The organism is Arthrobacter citreus, assembly GCF_038405225.1.
GTDB lineage: Bacteria > Actinomycetota > Actinomycetes > Actinomycetales > Micrococcaceae > Arthrobacter_B > Arthrobacter_B citreus_A.
In genome coordinates this window covers 3,429,466-3,445,286 of sequence record NZ_CP151657.1, presented here as the reverse complement: position 1 = coordinate 3,445,286, position 15,821 = coordinate 3,429,466, and the positions used below count along the sequence as shown (strand labels likewise).

The 15,821-nt window shown below is 66.6% G+C and carries 14 protein-coding genes; 3 read left to right on the top strand and 11 right to left on the bottom strand.

Features of this window, described 5'->3' with window-relative positions; translation table 11 throughout:
* Nucleotides 1–58 precede the first annotated feature (58 nt).
* The gene (locus AAE021_RS15940) at nt 59–1,741 is read right to left on the bottom strand and encodes an ABC-F family ATP-binding cassette domain-containing protein (RefSeq protein WP_342023277.1); all 1,683 of its coding nucleotides are present in this window, start codon (nt 1,739–1,741) and stop codon (nt 59–61) included.
* Between the two features lie 115 nt (nt 1,742–1,856).
* Here AAE021_RS15940 and AAE021_RS15935 point away from each other — a divergent pair, with 115 nt between their 5' ends.
* The gene (locus AAE021_RS15935; RefSeq protein ID WP_342023276.1) at nt 1,857–2,177 is read left to right on the top strand and encodes a putative quinol monooxygenase; all 321 of its coding nucleotides are present in this window, start codon (nt 1,857–1,859) and stop codon (nt 2,175–2,177) included.
* A 117-nt stretch (nt 2,178–2,294) separates the two neighbouring features.
* On the opposite strand, the gene AAE021_RS15930 is transcribed toward AAE021_RS15935, so the two are convergent.
* The 5 genes from AAE021_RS15930 to AAE021_RS15910 form a co-directional block, all read right to left on the bottom strand.
* On the bottom strand, nt 2,295–2,564 hold the full coding sequence (locus AAE021_RS15930; protein ID WP_342023275.1) for a hypothetical protein: 270 nt from the start codon (nt 2,562–2,564) through the stop codon (nt 2,295–2,297).
* Nucleotides 2,565–2,643: 79 nt separating this feature from the next.
* Nucleotides 2,644–3,951, bottom strand: a complete 1,308-nt coding sequence (locus tag AAE021_RS15925) for a hypothetical protein (protein WP_342023274.1) — start codon at nt 3,949–3,951, stop codon at nt 2,644–2,646.
* Nucleotides 3,952–4,052: 101 nt separating this feature from the next.
* Nucleotides 4,053–5,498 (bottom strand): NAD(P)/FAD-dependent oxidoreductase, encoded by a 1,446-nt coding sequence (locus AAE021_RS15920; RefSeq protein WP_342023273.1) that lies wholly within the window; start codon nt 5,496–5,498, stop codon nt 4,053–4,055.
* A complete protein-coding gene (locus tag AAE021_RS15915) occupies nt 5,495–6,985 on the bottom strand; it encodes a glycosyltransferase family 87 protein (RefSeq protein WP_342023272.1) in 1,491 nt (496 codons plus the stop codon). The genes AAE021_RS15920 and AAE021_RS15915 overlap by 4 nt, the downstream gene beginning before the upstream one ends.
* Nucleotides 6,986–7,034: 49 nt before the next feature.
* Entirely contained in the window at nt 7,035–7,211 is a 177-nt protein-coding gene (locus tag AAE021_RS15910; protein WP_342023271.1) for a hypothetical protein, read from the bottom strand.
* 204 nt (nt 7,212–7,415) lie between these two features.
* Between AAE021_RS15910 and AAE021_RS15905 the strand changes: the two genes are divergently transcribed.
* Nucleotides 7,416–8,501, top strand: a complete 1,086-nt coding sequence (locus tag AAE021_RS15905) for an inositol-3-phosphate synthase (protein WP_342023269.1) — start codon at nt 7,416–7,418, stop codon at nt 8,499–8,501.
* A gap of 133 nt (nt 8,502–8,634) precedes the next feature.
* On the opposite strand, the gene AAE021_RS15900 is transcribed toward AAE021_RS15905, so the two are convergent.
* The 5 genes from AAE021_RS15900 to AAE021_RS15880 all read right to left on the bottom strand — a co-directional run bounded on the left by AAE021_RS15900 (nt 8,635) and on the right by AAE021_RS15880 (nt 15,116).
* The gene (locus tag AAE021_RS15900; RefSeq protein ID WP_342023268.1) at nt 8,635–10,320 is read right to left on the bottom strand and encodes a formate--tetrahydrofolate ligase; all 1,686 of its coding nucleotides are present in this window, start codon (nt 10,318–10,320) and stop codon (nt 8,635–8,637) included.
* A 67-nt stretch (nt 10,321–10,387) separates the two neighbouring features.
* A complete protein-coding gene (mshA, locus tag AAE021_RS15895; protein ID WP_342023267.1) occupies nt 10,388–11,635 on the bottom strand; it encodes a D-inositol-3-phosphate glycosyltransferase in 1,248 nt (415 codons plus the stop codon).
* Nucleotides 11,636–11,833: 198 nt separating this feature from the next.
* Entirely contained in the window at nt 11,834–12,112 is a 279-nt protein-coding gene (locus AAE021_RS15890; RefSeq protein WP_342023266.1) for a hypothetical protein, read from the bottom strand.
* Nucleotides 12,113–12,915: 803 nt separating this feature from the next.
* Nucleotides 12,916–13,572: a histidine phosphatase family protein gene (locus AAE021_RS15885; protein WP_342023265.1), complete on the bottom strand. Its 657-nt coding sequence runs from the start codon at nt 13,570–13,572 to the stop codon at nt 12,916–12,918.
* Nucleotides 13,569–15,116: a CCA tRNA nucleotidyltransferase gene (locus tag AAE021_RS15880; RefSeq protein WP_342023264.1), complete on the bottom strand. Its 1,548-nt coding sequence runs from the start codon at nt 15,114–15,116 to the stop codon at nt 13,569–13,571. The genes AAE021_RS15885 and AAE021_RS15880 overlap by 4 nt, the downstream gene beginning before the upstream one ends.
* 144 nt (nt 15,117–15,260) lie before the next feature.
* Between AAE021_RS15880 and AAE021_RS15875 the strand changes: the two genes are divergently transcribed.
* Nucleotides 15,261–15,791: an NUDIX hydrolase gene (locus AAE021_RS15875; protein ID WP_342023263.1), complete on the top strand. Its 531-nt coding sequence runs from the start codon at nt 15,261–15,263 to the stop codon at nt 15,789–15,791.
* The last annotated feature ends 30 nt before the right edge of the window (nt 15,792–15,821 follow it).

The window sequence follows — 15,821 nt, the reverse complement described above, 5'->3', positions numbered from 1 at the left end:
GCCGCAAAGGGAAACCGGGTCTTCTCATACAGCCCCGCAGGGCGAAACAACCCGGGGTCTACCGGGCGCGGACCACACGCTTTTCATCCCAGACCGGGGTCTCGGATTCGTAGACCTTTCCGTCCGAGCCGAACACCAGGAACCGGTCGAAGCTGCGGGCGAACCAGCGGTCGTGGGTCACGGCCAGCACGGTGCCTTCAAAGGCGTCGATGGCCTTTTCCAGGGCCTCGGCCGAGTGCAGGTCCAGGTTGTCGGTCGGTTCATCGAGCAGCAGCAGCGTGGCGCCGGAGAGTTCCAGGAGCAGGATCTGCAGCCGGGCCTGCTGCCCGCCGGACAACGAATCGTATTTCTGCTCCGAGGAGGCCGCCAGCCCGTAACGGTCCAGGGCTCCGGCCGCGGCCTCGCGGCCAAGGCCTGAGCGGTGGTCATCACCGCGGTGCAGGATGTCCAGCAGGGTTTTGCCCAGCAGGTCCGGGCGCATCATGGTCTGCGCGAAGAAGCCGGGCCGGATCCTGGCGCCGAGCTTCACCGATCCCTCGTGCGGGACCGGCACGATCTCCACCTCGGACACCGGTTCGTGTTCCTTCTCCGGATCGGTGCCGCCGGCTGCCAGCAGCCGCAGGAAGTGGGACTTGCCGGAACCGTTGGAGCCGAGCACACCCACCCGGTCGCCGAACCAGATTTCGGTGCTAAAGGGCTTCATGAGGCCGGTCAGTTCCAGCTTCTGCGCGACGACGGCGCGCTTGGCTGTCCGTCCGCCGCGCAGCCGCATCTTCACGTTCTGTTCGATGGGCAGCGCTTCGGGCGGGCCCGCCTCGAGGAACTTCGCCAGCCGGGTCTGGGCGGCCTGGTAGCGGTTGGCCATGTCGGAGCGGAAGGCCGCCTTGTTCTTGTACATGTTGACGAGTTCCTTGAGCTTCAGGTGCTCCTCGTCCCAGCGGCGGCGCAGTTCCTCGAACCGGGCATTGCGGTCCTCGCGTGCCGTGACGTAGCTGCTGAAACCCCCGCCGTGGATCCAGGCGGAGGCGCCGTTGATGCCCGGCTCCAGGGTGACGATGCGGGTGGCGGCGTTATCCAGCAGCTCCCGGTCGTGGCTGACGAACAGCACCGACTTCTTGGATTCGGCCAGTTTGGCTTCCAGCCAGCGCTTTCCGGGAACGTCCAGGTAGTTGTCCGGTTCATCGAGCAGCAGCAGCTCGTCGGGGCCGGAGAACAGTGCCTCCAGGACCAGGCGCTTCTGCTCTCCGCCGGAAAGGGTGGAGGCCCTGCGGTACTGGGCCCGGTCAAAGGGCATGCCGAGCGCGGCCATGGTGACTTCGTCCCAGACTGTCTCCTGCTCGTAGCCGCCGGCATCGCCCCAGTCCGCGATGGCCGTGGCGTAGCGCATCTGGGTGGGTTCGTCGTCGTGCTCCATCATGGCCAGTTCAGCCTCGTCCACGGCCTTGGCGGCGGCCGCGAGCGCGGGCGGAGCAGCCGAAACCAGGAGGTCACGGACAGTGCTGTCATCGCGGACCTGGCCCACAAACTGCCGCATGATGCCCATGGTTCCGGACTTGGACACCGTGCCTTCATCGGCCTTGATGTCCTCCGCGATAATCCGCAGCAGCGTGGTCTTTCCGGTGCCGTTGGGGCCGATCAGGGCAGTCTTGTGCCCGTCCCCCACCTTGAAGCTGACGCCGTTGAGCAGCTGCCGGCCGTCGGAGAGGAAGTAGTCAATGTTGGATACGTCGAGGTGAGCCACGCTCCCATCCTCCCATCCGGTGGCCTGCCGCCGCATGCCGGGCCCGCATGGACAGGGGCCGCCGCCATCTGCCTACGATGAAGATCCGCACTAGGTCCAACCATCAGGAGCACCCGTGATCTTCATAACCGTCAAATTCAACGTCAAGCCGGAATGGACAGACCGCTGGCCCGAGCTGACCGCCGATTTCACCGCCGCAACCCGTGCCGAGCCCGGCAACCTGTGGTTCGACTGGTCCCGCAGCCTGGAAAACCCCAACGAGTTTGTCCTGGTTGAGGCCTTCAAGGACGACGCCGCTGCCGCCCATGTCCAGAGCGACCACTTCCAGCAGGCCATGAAGGACATGGTGCAGGCACTGGTGGAGACGCCCAAGATCATCAACACGACGATCGACGGTGAGGACTGGTCTCGGATGGGTGAACTCACCGTCGAATAGTCCGCACGCCGGTCTACACGGACACGAGCCGGGGCAGCCTGCCGCCGGGCTGCCCCGGCTGTCCGGGCTGCCCCGGCTGTCCGGGTTGCCCCGGCTGTCCGGGTTTCCGGGCAGCTCCTACTTGGTGTCCGGGGTGTACCCGGCGCGGGTCAGGATTCGCCGCAGATCCACCACCGTCTGCTCGTCTATGTCTTTCCCCCGGGGCGGCTCCAGAAAATCCGTCTGGCCGGCGAGGGTGACCTCGTATTTGCCGTTGTGCTCCCGGGTCGTGTCGGCCACCGCATCCAGCAGGGACACCACGTCCTTCCACTCAATGTTTGAGCTCGTGGGATGCCGCAGGATCCGGTCCAGGGTGTCCCGGTGGTGATTGTTCAGGTGCTCGGTCATGGCAAACCTCCTGTTCCCAGTTCCCCACGGCCCGGCCGGGAGCGCAAGGGATTGAGCCGTGCCTCCCCTGCCCGGGTGCTCAGTTGCCGGCGGAACGGGTCAGCCGTGCGGACACCCGCGCCGGCACGAGATGCGCCACGTGGCCTGCCATCGTGCGGGCACCGGCCTCGATCACCAAACCCCACGCCGCCATCACGAGGAAGGTCCAGGGAACCGGTCCGGCGGCGCCAAGATCCACTCCCCGCCCGCCGCCGGCAAACGTCTGGCCGGTAACGAGGACGCTGAGAATGGACACGGCCGCCCCGGCAAGCCCAAAGGCCGCCGGCAGGGTCAGCCAGGAGGAAAACCGGGCAAGAACCTGGGGCTGGCGGTTCCGCGCCAGGTACCACGCCACGGATGCCGCCGCCGCCAGCAGGAGGCTCAGGACCCCGGCCGCAGCGCTGGCCCACGCCGGCAGGTCCCCGATGGAACCCGGAAGGTTCGCGGCAGCGGGCAGCCCGTGCTCACTCACGGCGGACAGATGACCCAGCCCGTACGCCCAGCCCGCCGCGGTGGGCAGCCACAGCGGCGAAGCAAAGGCCACGGCCACGCCGCCCTTCACCAGCCCTGTGACCAGCAGAGCGGTTCCGGCCACGGCCGTATAAGCCAGGTAATGGCCGCCCGCAACCCGCAGCCCGGTGCGGATTCCCGGCAGGAACTGTTCGATCCGCGTTATCCAGCGCGGCGCGGTTCCGGTTCCGTTTTTCCGCCCCGCCCAGGTGGCCAGGGTGCCCATCAGCACGGCACCGGCCACCAGGCCCGGTGAAGCCGCGGTCAGGAACATGGCGCCGGCCTCGGTGTCCTCGCGCAGTGACATCAGCAGGCTCATGAGCACGGACACCGCGGCCAGGCCCAGACCGGTCAGCGCCGAATACAGCCAGCGGTGCCACTCCGAAGCCAACCCTTCCCTGCGTTCGGCCCGGCGGCCCCGCCGCCACAGTGCAGTGAGCGCAACCGCTGTCAGGAGCAGGGGAAGGGCACCGACCCAGATGCTGACCAGCGGGGCCGGAAGGTTGGCATACCCGGCGGCGGATATCGTCAAAACAGGTGTTCCGCCCAGGGCCATGGCGGCGAGGAAAAACGGATAGATCAGCAGCGCCGAGGGGCCGTCAAGCCTGGCGCCCATGGTTCCGGCGGAATCATTCATGCCGTTCAGCGCTCCGGTGCCGCCCAGGAAGAACCCCAGGACCAGGAGAGCCATGGTCACCAGCGCGGCCCCCAGGGTCAAGCCATAGGCAATCAGCGCCGACTGCAGCGCCAGCCACCACTGCGGGTGCCGGCGGCCGGGCTCGGCAGGCAGATCAAGGGTCTCCGGGTTCCCCGAAAACCCGTTGTCCTGGTTTTCCATGTTGTCCATTCCCCCTGCAGAGCCTGAGCGCCTTGCGTCGGACTTAAAGATACAAGCTCCCGCGCTCCATCCCCTGCGAGGGTCCACGGCTGTGGCCGCGGTTAAGTTCCCGGGCCGAGATCCGGAACTGCCAGTCCGTGGTCACGCCGCAGTGCCAGTTCCGCCGCGTGGCGCCCTCCCATGCCATGAACGCCGGGGCCGGGCGGAGTGGAGGCCGAGCACAGGTACACCCCCGGCAGCGGCGTCCGCCAGGGATTCAGCGCGGGTATGGGCCGCGCCGCCATCTGCCACAGGTTTACTGCCCCTCCCCCGAAGTCTCCGCCCACATAATTTTCGTTGTAGCGCTCCAGGTCCGCCGCCGTCGTTCCCTGGGAGCGTACGACGACGTCCCGGAAGCCGGGTGCAAAACGCTCGATTTGTGCGGTGACCGCTTCGGTCATATCCCGGGTTGATCCGGCCGGAACGTGACAGTAGGTCCACAGGACGTGGCGGCCCGCCGGTGCGCGGGAGGAATCAAAACTGCTGGGCTGGGACAGCAGGACGTAGGGCCGGTCCGGGTGCCGCCCGGCGGCCACCTGTGCCTCCGCCCGGGCCAGCTCGGCGCGGGTGCCGCCCAGGTGCACGGTGCCCGCCCGGTGGACTTCAGCATTGGCCCACGGCACCGGACCGGAAAGGATGAAGTCCACTTTGCAGGCGGCATTGCCGTAACGGAAGTGCTCCAGCGCCCGAGCATAGGGGCGCGGCAGGTCCGGACCGGCCAGATCCAGGAGGGTGGCCGGGGAAACGTCGAGCAGCACGGTCCTGGAATCGCGCACTTCCTTCAGCGATGCCACCCGGTGTCCGGTCACAAGTTCCCCGCCATGTGCCTGCAGGTCCAGAACCATGGCATCCGCGATGGCCTGCGAGCCGCCCTCCGGGATGGGCCAGCCCACGGTGTGCGCCAGCAGTGACAGCAGCAGGCCGCCGCCGGCCGAAGGCAGCGACGGCATGCGGCCCACGGGGTGCGCGGCCACTCCGGTCAGGAGCGCCGGGGCCTTTTCTCCGCTGAACCGCCGGTTCCACAGCCGGGTGCCCTGCTCCAGGGCGGCGCGGCCAAAGGCGAGCGCTGCCGCCGGCTCGCGGTACCCGCGCACCAGCGGCGACATGAGCAGCTTTGTGATGTCTTCGCTGCGCTCCGTCAGGGGCAGCATCAGGCGGCGGAAGGCCCCGCCGTCGGCCCCCAGCTCCGCGGCCGTGCGGTCCAAATCCCGGTAGGCCAGGCCGGCGTCCCCGCCGTCGAGGGGATGGGCGTAGGAAATGTCCGGAACGGTGAGCCGGATCCGGTCCGCCAAGCCAAATTCGCGGAAAAAGGGCGAGGCCAGGGCCATGGGGTGAACCGCTGAACAGACGTCGTACCGGTGGCCCGGTTCAAGCAGTTCCTTGGTCCGGCTCCCGCCGCCTGCCGTGGGTCCTGCTTCGAACACCCGCACCGACAGCCCGGCGCGGGCCATGATCACCGCCGCGGCCAGCCCGTTGGGCCCGGCTCCGACCACTGAAACGTCAGTCATGGGTTTCCTGCTTTCTGTGCCGCGCTTTTGTTGCCGCCCGAGCGGATGCGGGCGGAGCGGAAACCGCCCGCCCGCATCCTGTGCCCGAGCCGGAACCGGTCCGGTGCATGGTCAAAGGGGCCGCCCTGCGGGTCGTCGACATCAAGCCGGCGGACCGGATCTCCGGCGGGGAAAAGAATGTCGCTGATGACCCGGCTCATGAGCCAGGCGGTGGCCGCCATGTGTCCGGCCACCGCCCAGGCATAGTACGCCGCGTCAATGTTGTTCCGGGGTTCTCCCCCGGAGGTCACCGCCCCCAGGTACATCCATACCGCCCACCAGTGCATCACCTCAAAGAACTGCCACACCAGGAAGTCGGTCCACCGGGGCCGGGCGAGGGCCACGAGCGGGATAAGCCACAGGACAAACTGGGGTGAATAGACCTTGTTGGTGAGCACGAAGGCCGCCACGATCAGGAACGCCAGCTGCGCCAGCCGGGGCCGGCGGGGTGCCGCAAGTGCCAGCACGGCGATGCCGGCGCACGCCGCGGCAAACAGGAAGTAGGCCCAGAAATTGATGAACTCCGGTCCGGCCTCCGCACGGCCGATCCGTCCGGCCATGATGTTCCAGACGTACCATCCCGAAGAGAACCCCGCCGGACGGTCCCCGGTGAAGTCCAGGAAGAACTTCCAGCCGGTGAAATCGAAGATCATGAACGGAACGTTCACCGCCAGCCACGCCGCGGCCGCCCCGCCGAACGCCTGGAACGCCGGGCGCAGGCGCATCGTGCGGAGGGCGAGGACCAGCACCGCTCCCAGGATCAGCACCGGGTACAGCTTCAGCGCCGTGCCAAGGCCCAGGCAGACTCCGGCCAGGACGGGCCTGCTGCGGGCAAAGGCCAGCATGCCCAGCGCAGCCAGGAGCACGGCCCAGACGTCCCAGTTGATGAACACGGAAAGGATCATGGCCGGGGCCAGCGCCACCATGGCGGCGTCCCACGGCCGCCGGTTGGTCATCCGCAGCGTTGCGGTGACGGTTGCGATCCAGGCCAGCACCGCGAGGGCGGCGTTAATGTCGAAATAGGCCAGCGCACGCTCCGGCGTGACACCATCGCCCGGAACGAACAGGGCAACGGCTCCGGCGAGCAGTCCCAGCAGCACCGGGTACTCAAACGCGTAGCCCGGCGTCAGGAAGGGAAACACGCCGTCTGCCAGCCCCCGCTCGTCGAACAGCACGGGCCAGTCCGAATAGCAGGCCTGATAGAAGTGGCCCGGTGTGCTCCAGCCATTGGCCCGGCACGGATTTTTCACCAGCACCGCCAGCAGGGCGGCCACGGTGGTGAGCAGAATCAGCACCCGTTCCACGGTGAAGAACCCGGGGGTGACAATTCCCGGCGACGTGTGCCGTCCCAGGGGACCGCCGATGCCCTCGGTCAGGGTCTTGAGCAGCGGATCGTTGCGGCTGGGCACCACTATTCGCAGCGGCCGGCGCCTGGGCTTGGGCTCCATGACTACCAGTATGCCGCCGGTGCCTGCCGCGCGCTGCCGAGCCGCGCGGCTAGCGGGCCTGGTCCCTCCGGACGCGCTGAACCGACCGGACCACGACGAGGATGAAAACTCCCAGGAAAAGGGCCACTGCGGCAGGAACGCCGACAGCCGGCGGGATGGGCGTATTCCACGCGAGGATCAGCAGCGCGGCAACCAGGATTACCGTCATTCCGGGTTTGCGTTTCATACCTCGAAACTAACACGGGCATTATTCCGCCTTTTGGTTCACCGTGATCCCGGGGTTCGGGACCATCCGGGGATGGGACCTCAGGCCCCCGTCCTTCCGGGCTTGTGATGCCACACACATAACCGCGGGTTTGAGGCCGTAGACTGGGCCGGTCCTGCCGCGTCCGGAGCGGCACGGGAAAATTTTTGTCTTCAAAGGAGAACCGTGGCAAAGAACCCCATTCGGGTCGCAATCGTCGGTGTCGGAAACTGTGCAGCTTCCCTGGTCCAGGGCGTCCAGTACTACCGGGACGCCGACCCGGAGTTGACCGTTCCCGGCCTCATGCACGTCAAGTTCGGCGACTACCACGTCAATGACGTGCAGTTCGTGGCGGCCTTCGACGTCGACGGCAAAAAGGTTGGACTCGATCTGGCCGAGGCGATTGGCGCCAGCGAGAACAACACCATCAAAATTGCCGACGTCCCGGAAACGGGTGTCCTGGTGCAGCGCGGCCATACCCTCGACGGCCTGGGCAAGTACTACCGGGAAACCATCGTGGAATCCGATGCCGAACCGGTGGACATGGTCGCCGCACTGCGGGACAACAAAGTTGACGTCATGGTCTGCTACCTGCCCGTCGGCTCCGAGCAGGCAGCCAAGTTCTATGCCCAGTGCGCCATCGACGCCGGGGTCGGTTTTGTCAACGCCCTGCCGGTGTTCATTGCCGGCACCAAGGAATGGGCGGACAAGTTCACGGCCGCCGGAGTTCCCATCATCGGCGACGACATCAAGAGCCAGATCGGCGCCACCATCACGCACCGGGTGATGGCCAAGCTGTTCGAGGACCGCGGTGTCATCCTGGACCGCACCTATCAGCTCAATGTCGGCGGAAACATGGACTTCAAGAACATGCTCGAGCGCGAGCGGCTGGAGTCCAAGAAGATTTCCAAAACCCAGGCCGTCACCTCCAACACGTCAGCTGACCTGAAGGCCGACGACGTCCACATCGGTCCCTCGGACTACGTGGCGTGGCTGGATGACCGCAAGTGGGCCTTTGTCCGGTTGGAGGGCCGCAACTTCGGCGATGCTCCGGTGTCGCTGGAATACAAGCTCGAGGTCTGGGACTCCCCCAACTCCGCAGGCGTCATTATCGACGCCATCCGTGCCGCCAAAATCGCGCTGGACCGCGGCATCGGCGGTCCCATCCTCTCGGCGTCGAGCTATTTCATGAAGAGCCCGCCGGAGCAGTACAACGATGACATTGCCAAGGAAAAGGTGGAGCAGTTCATCCGCGGCGAGGTCGAGCGCTAACCGCTCCCGCCCCTCCGCCCCCTCCGGGGCCTTCGGGCCCGCCGAGATGGCAGCAGGTGTCCTTCCCAGTGCCGGGAAGGACACCTGCTGCCATTTCGCGTGCGGTTCGTTCGGGTGCGGCGGAGAGGCGTGCCTAAGAGAGCCCCTGCGGCGTGCCGTCCGCCGTGACGTCCATCCGCAGGGCCGCCGGCACCTTGGGCAACCCGGGCATGGTCATCACCGCTCCGGTGAGCGCGACCACGAAGCCGGCCCCGGTCTTGAGGATCAGGTCCCGCACGTGCAGCGTGAATCCGGTCGGAGCGCCAAGCAGGGAGGCGTCATCCGAGAACGAGTACTGGGTCTTTGCCATGCAGACCGGCAGCCCGTCCCATCCCCCGGCCTTGATCTCCTCCAACCGGCGCAGCGCCGGGAGGGAGAATTCGACGTCGTCGGCCCCGTAAATTTCCCTGGCCACGGTGCGGATTTTTTCCTCCACCGGCAGATCCAGCGGATACAGGTACCGGAAGTCTCCGGGTTTTTCCAGGGCGGCCAGGACCAGAGCGGCCAGGGCGTCTCCGCCATCCCCGCCGCCGCCCGCGGCCCACACATCAGCGGCGGCTGCCGCCACGCCCCCGGCGGCGCACCAGTCCAGCAGCCACTCAATCTCCCCGGGAGTGTCGGTGCTGAAGACGTTCACGGCCACCACCGGCTCGAGGCCAAATTTGCGGATGTTCGCAATATGCCGGCGCAGGTTGGCGGTGCCCGCCTCCAGCGCTTCCGGATTGGCCTTGCCCAGCTCATCCCTGGGCACGCCGCCGTGCATCTTCAGCGCCCTGATGGTGGCCACCAGCACGACGGCGTCAGGCGCCACGTCAGCTGCCCGCGACGTGATGTCCATGTACTTTTCGGCTCCCAGGTCAGCACCAAAACCCGCCTCGGTGACCACCACGTCGGCAACGGTGCGCGCCAGCTCCGTGGCGATGACTGAGTTGCAGCCGTGGGCAATGTTGGCGAACGGGCCACCGTGGATCAGGGCCGGCGTGCCGGCAAGGGTCTGCACCAGGTTCGGCTTGACCGCATCCTTCAGCAGCAGCGCCAGGGCACCCTCCACGCCGAGGTCCCGCACCGTCACGGGCTTGCGGTTGTAGGTGTACCCCACGGTGATCCGGGCCAGCCGTTCCTTCAGGTCGGCCAGATCCCGGGCCAGGCAGAACACGGCCATGATTTCCGATGCCACCGTGATGTCAAAGCCGTCCTGGCGCGGGGTGCCCTCCGCGGGTCCGCCCAGGCCGATCACGATGTTGCGCAGCGATCGGTCATTCATGTCCATCACCCGCCGGAAGATGATCCGGCGCGGGTCGATGCCCAGTTCGTTGCCCTGGTGGATGTGGTTGTCCAGCAGGGCAGTCAGGGCGTTGTTGGCCGTGGTAATGGCGTGAAAGTCCCCGGTGAAGTGCAGGTTGATGTCTTCCATCGGCACCACTTGGGAGTAGCCGCCGCCGGTGGCTCCGCCCTTCAGGCCCAGGACCGGACCCAGTGACGGCTCGCGCAGGGCGATGACCGTGCTGGCTCCCGCCTTTGCCAGCGCATCCCCCAGCCCCACGGTGACGGTGGACTTCCCCTCACCGGCCGGGGTGGGGCTCATGGCGGTTACCAGCACCACCTGCCCGAGGGTGCTCCGGGGCGGCACCAGCAGCGGGTCGATCTTGGCTTTGTAACGGCCGTACAGTTCCAGGGCCGCTTCGGGAATGCCGGCGGCCCGGGCAACATCGGTCACGGGCTTCATCACCGCCCGGCGGGAGATTTCCAAGTCACTGGAGATGTCAGCGGCAGCGCGCATCTATGCGGTCCTTCCGGTACCCGTCCTACGGTGCTCCACCGGCACTGGTGGAATACCGTCCAAGCTATCAGCGGACGGACTGCGCGGAGAACTGTCGTGCGGCCTGCAGGTAGCTTCGGGCGGTAAGCGATGCGGTGCGCTTCCAGCCGAAGGCCGCGGCGTGTTCGGCGGCGCCGTAGCCCAGCGCCCGCCGCAGCCCGGCGTCGTCGTACAGTTTTTCCAGTTCGGCGGACCACCGGCCGGCGTCGTGCCCGTCCACCAGCAGCCCGGTCCGGCCGTGCCCAACAGCCTTGGGCAGCCCACCGACGTTAGCCGCCAGGACGGGTGTTCCGCAGGCCTGCGCTTCCAGGGCGACCAGTCCGAAGGACTCGCTGAAGGACGGCACCGCCACCACGTCGGCTGCACGGAACCATTCAGCCAGCCCGGGGGCATCCACCGGCGGATGCAGCGACACCTGGGCGTGCAGGCCCAGGGAATCGACCAGCGGCTGCAGGTCAAGGACCTCGGACCCGCTGCCGGCGCCAAGGATGCTGATCTTCAGCGGAATATCCGGACGGCGCGCATGCAGTTCAGCCGCAGCCCGGACCAGCACCTGCGGTCCCTTCATACGCTGGATGCGCCCGGCGAAGACCACGTGGAAAACCTCCGGGGGCACGCCAAGGCGGGCACGGGCGGCATCGGGATTCCGGCTGGAGAAAATCTGCAGGTCCACGCCCGGAGCCACAACGTCAACCTCGAGGGGATCGGCTCCGTACAGGGTTTCCAGCTCGTCTGCCTCGGTGCTGGTATTGGCGATGAGCCGGGTGGCACCGTCCACAATCTCCTGTTCCCCGTCAATCCGCACCCCGGGTTCTGGCGTCTCCCCGGGCTGGAGCCGCAGGTTCTTCACCCGCGCCATGGTGTGCATGGTGTGGACCAGGGGCAGGTCCCAGGCCCGGGCAACGGCCAGTCCGGCCATTCCGGACACCCAGTAGTGCGAATGGATAACGTCGAAGCGGCGGCCGCCGGACAAGGGGTGGACGTCAGTGACGCCGGAGGCCAGATCCGCGGCGAGTCCGGGCAGCGCCTCCTTGGCAATCCTGCGGCGCGGCCCGGCACTGACATGCCGGACGGTCACGCCGGGGGCAAGCTCCACCACGGGCTTCTGATGCGGGTCGGAGGCACGCGTGAAAATTTCCACTTCCACTCCGGACCGGGCCAGTTCAACGGCCACCGAGCGGACGTAGACGTTCATTCCGCCGGCATCGCCGGAGCCCGGCTGCTCCAGGGGTGACGTATGCAGCGAGAGCATGGCCACGCGCTTTACCTGAAGCAACAGCACTCCCTTCTTGGCCGGCTGCAGTTTGGATCCCTTACGACTTTATAACGCCTCGGGGCAGAGCATGGTTTCCGGGGCCGGTTGCCCTGATCACCTCTGCGGCGGCACGCCAAAGGGAGTTCGCGCAGTACAGCGCGAACTCCCCCGGTTTTGTTCCCGGACACAGCCCTCTGACTTGCCGTCGTGCTTCCCGTCTTACTTGATGGACGAGGTGTAGCGGACCAGCAGGTGACGTTCCGGTCCGTTCAAGGCACTGTCCAGCCGGGCCTGGTGAACGGCGTCGGCGCGGGCGAAGGATGCACGCAGGCGGTTGAGGCCGGCCGCCAGCTTCCGCCAGGATGAGGGTGGTTTCACCGGGACGGGACGGGGCGACGGCGGGTGGTCCGGCTGAGCGGAAGCCAGCGCTGGCGCTGGGGTCTGCGGCAGTCCGGATGCTTCACGGGGAGGTGACAGGGGCAGGTTAAAAGAGCGCACGATAAACTCCGAAAGAAAGGGGCGCACCTGTTTTTGGGTGCACGAAAGTAAGAGAAGGGAATAGTAAACAATCCCGGGAAAAGCGGAGGGGGAACCGGCAGGAATTACGGCTGAATTGTCCCTTTAGGCGCGGCAAATAAGGCTGTAATTACCCGCGGTGAAATTTAAGCGGGTAATTGCCGAAGCGTGCCGGACTTGAAAAGGAATGCCGAGGGTATGCCGGATGGCCCCTGCCGCCGTGGCCCGGTTCCCGCCCGGCCAGGAAGCCGGTGCACTGAAGACTGCCGGAGAACCGCTGTGTGATTCCGGAGTGCTTCAGGGGTGTCGGGGAACGGTGGGGCAGCGCGGAACGGCGTCAGTCACCGGATGTGGGCCGCGAAGCGGCGCCGGGCGAGGCTACCCGCGGCCGCCAAGGCCGCGGGCAATCCCGGAACGCCAACCTGCTGCATCCGGCCGTCGGGCCATGCCCGTCATCCGCAGTCCGGACCGGAGAACCGGCCGTGCAGTCGAAGGGATGGACGTGCCGGCCTGCGGGCAGGCAACCGTCGCGGCAGTGAGGAATACGTGGTTGTTCAAAACCCCACCTCCCTTTCCAGAGTGCGTGGACTTGCGGACAAGCCGGCGTGCGGGACGCAGGTCCGGCTAAGAATGTCCGGACTGTGATGCCCGGAGGTTTTTCATTGGCTGGTGTGGCCCTGCCGACTGGAAACTAGCCCGGATGAAACCCGGCCACAGGAAAAAGATACAACAGGAATCACCTCCATGCCAAGCATTTCGGTGAAACTATTTAAAATACTTTTCTACTAATAGTTCCAGCGCACTATCGCCGGCGTGTGCTTATCCCAGCCCAGTGTGCAGACTGCAGCCGTGCCGAGGACAAAGTGCCGTCCCTGATCGGCGGGGAGCCCAAGCCAGCGGGCGGCCAGGATCCGCAGGAAGTGGCCGTGCGCCACGAGGAGGACTTTTTCCACGGGGACGGCCTCCGGATCGCGGTCCATCGGAGTTCCGCAGCCGGCCTGCACCAGGGAGACAATGCGGTCAGCGCGCTCGGCCACCTGGTCAAGGGTCTCTCCGTTGGGGACGCCGTCGTTCCAGATGATGTAGCCGGGGTTTTCCGCGCGGACCTGGGTGCTCTTGCGGCCCTCGTTGTCTCCGTAGTCCCACTCATGGGCGTGCGGAAGGATCCGCGGGTTGGGGTGGCCCACCAACTCGGCCGTTCGCCGCGCACGGATCAGCGGTGAGGACAGCACCAGGTCGAAATCGACCTGTCCAATTTTTTCCTTCGCTGCGATGGCCTGGGCTTCACCTTCGGCGGTGAGCGGAATGTCCGTCAGGCCGGTGTAGTTTCCCTCGCGGGACCATTCCGTTTCGCCGTGGCGCAGCAGCCACAGACGAGGGAGCCGGGTTCCTGCCGGCGTTGTATCGGGAACCGCCGGACCGAAGTCCTCAGCGTCACTCATTTACTTCCTTCCGGTGGTGTGGACGGGTTGTCGTCCGCCTCCATTTTGTCACCGCGGTGAGGGATGGCTTCATCTGCAGGGTTGGCGGGGATGTCCGCGCTGCCGGATTTCTCCCGGCTTTCGGGCTGGTCGGCCCACCAGCTGTGCAGCAGGGCCGCCGCTTCGGCTTCGGTGGATGGACCGTTTTCCATGCGTTCCTCCAGCAGGAACCGGTACGCGCGGCCAACCACCGGGCCCGGGCGGATATCCAGCAGCGCCATGATGGCTTCTCCGTCCAGGTCCGGGCGGATGGCGGCCAGCTCCTCCTGCTCGGCCAGTGCGGTGATCCGCGCCTCGAGGTCGTCATAGGCGAAGGCCAGGCGTTCGGCCTTGCGGCGGTTCCGGGTGGTGACGTCGGAGCGGGTCAGCCGGTGCAGCCGCTGCAGCAGGGGTCCGGCGTCGTTGACGTAGCGGCGGACGGCGGAATCCGTCCAGCCGGCGTCTCCGTAGCCGTAGAAGCGCATGTGCAGCTCCACCAGGCGGGACACCGCTTTGACCGTGTCATTGTCAAAGCGCAGGGCCTTCATCCGTTTGGCCGTGAGCTTGGACCCGACGGCGTCGTGGTGCAGGAAGCTCACGGACCCGTTGGCTTCAAAACGGCGGGTGGCGGGCTTTCCGACGTCGTGCATCAGCGCAGCGAACCGCAGGACAAAGTCCGGAGCCGGGACATCGCCGTCGGCTCCGGTCTCATGGCCGCAGGCCTGCCGCAGCACCGTCAGCGAGTGCTGGTACACGTCCTTATGCCGGTGGTGCTCATCTATTTCGAGTTTCAGCGCGGACACCTCGGGAAGGACGTGCTCCGCGATGCCGCTTTCCACCAGCAGGTCAATGCCGGTCCAGGGCGCCTTGCCGTTGATCAGCTTCACGAGTTCATCGCGCACCCGCTCGGCGGAAATGATCGTGATCCGCCCGGCCATGTCCTTCATGGCGTCGAAGACCTCCGGTGCCACATCCACTTCCAGCTGGGATGCGAAGCGGGCGGCGCGCATCATGCGCAGCGGATCGTCGGAAAAGGATGTCGACGGCGCCCCGGGGGTGCGGACAAGTCCAGCCTGAAGGTCCTTCAGGCCTCCGAAGGGATCCACCAGTTCAAGGGAAGGCAGCCGCAGCGCCATCGCGTTCATGGTGAAGTCACGGCGGAAGAGATCATCTTCGAGCTTGTCCCCGAACGCCACCTCGGGCTTCCGGGACTCCGGGTCGTACGCGTCCGCGCGGTACGTGGTGACCTCAATCTGGAAGCCGTCCTTGCGCATGCCGATGGTGCCGAAGGCGCGGCCGATTTCCCAGTACGTGTCGCACCAGCGGCGGATGATGCTGATGATGTCATCCGGGCGGGCATTCGTGGTGAAGTCCAGGTCCGGCGACACCCGGCCAAGGAAAAGATCGCGCACGGGACCGCCAACAAGGGAGAGCTCGAAGCCGGCGTCCCGGAACAGGGCTCCGAGGTCAGCGACGACGGGGGGCAGGGGGGTCTTCAGGGCCGAACTATCAAAAAGGTGCGCCATAGTGCTTTAAGCCTGCCAGATAAAAGGTCCCGGCACGCACAGCGGACCCCCGCCGGGGTCCGGACACGCCGGGCTTTGCCGCGTCCTCTCCGGCCCGCCCCGTGACAGTCATCATCCCCGGACAAAGATCGTTAGAGTGGTCCTATGGCCCATCCCGTACCGAGCGCACCCAAGCGAACCCCATTGACGGCGTCAATGGGCGGCGCCGGCGCGCATCCGGTGCATGCCTCGCTTCCCACTGTGGAAGAGGTTTCCGCGGGCGGCATTGTGGTGGATTCCTCTTCTCCGGACCTGCCGGTGGCGATCATTGCCCGGCTCAACCGCGGCGGCAGGCTTGAATGGTGCCTGCCCAAGGGCCATCCCGAGAATGAGGAAGACAGCCGGGAAGCAGCCATCCGGGAGATCGCCGAGGAAACCGGCATTGACGGCCGGATCCTGACCGCACTGGGAAGCATTGACTATTGGTTCACCGTCAGCGGCCACCGCGTGCACAAGACGGTGCACCATTTCCTCTTGGCAGCCACCGGCGGGCACCTCACCATCGAGAACGATCCGGACCACGAGGCTGTGGACGTTGCCTGGGTTCCCCTCGCGGAACTGGGCAAACGGCTCTCCTTTCCGAACGAGCGGCGGATTGCCGATCTCGCCCGGGAAATCCTTCCCCGTTACCTCTAGCTTCCGCCTCCCCGCGGAGCCAGCCGGTTT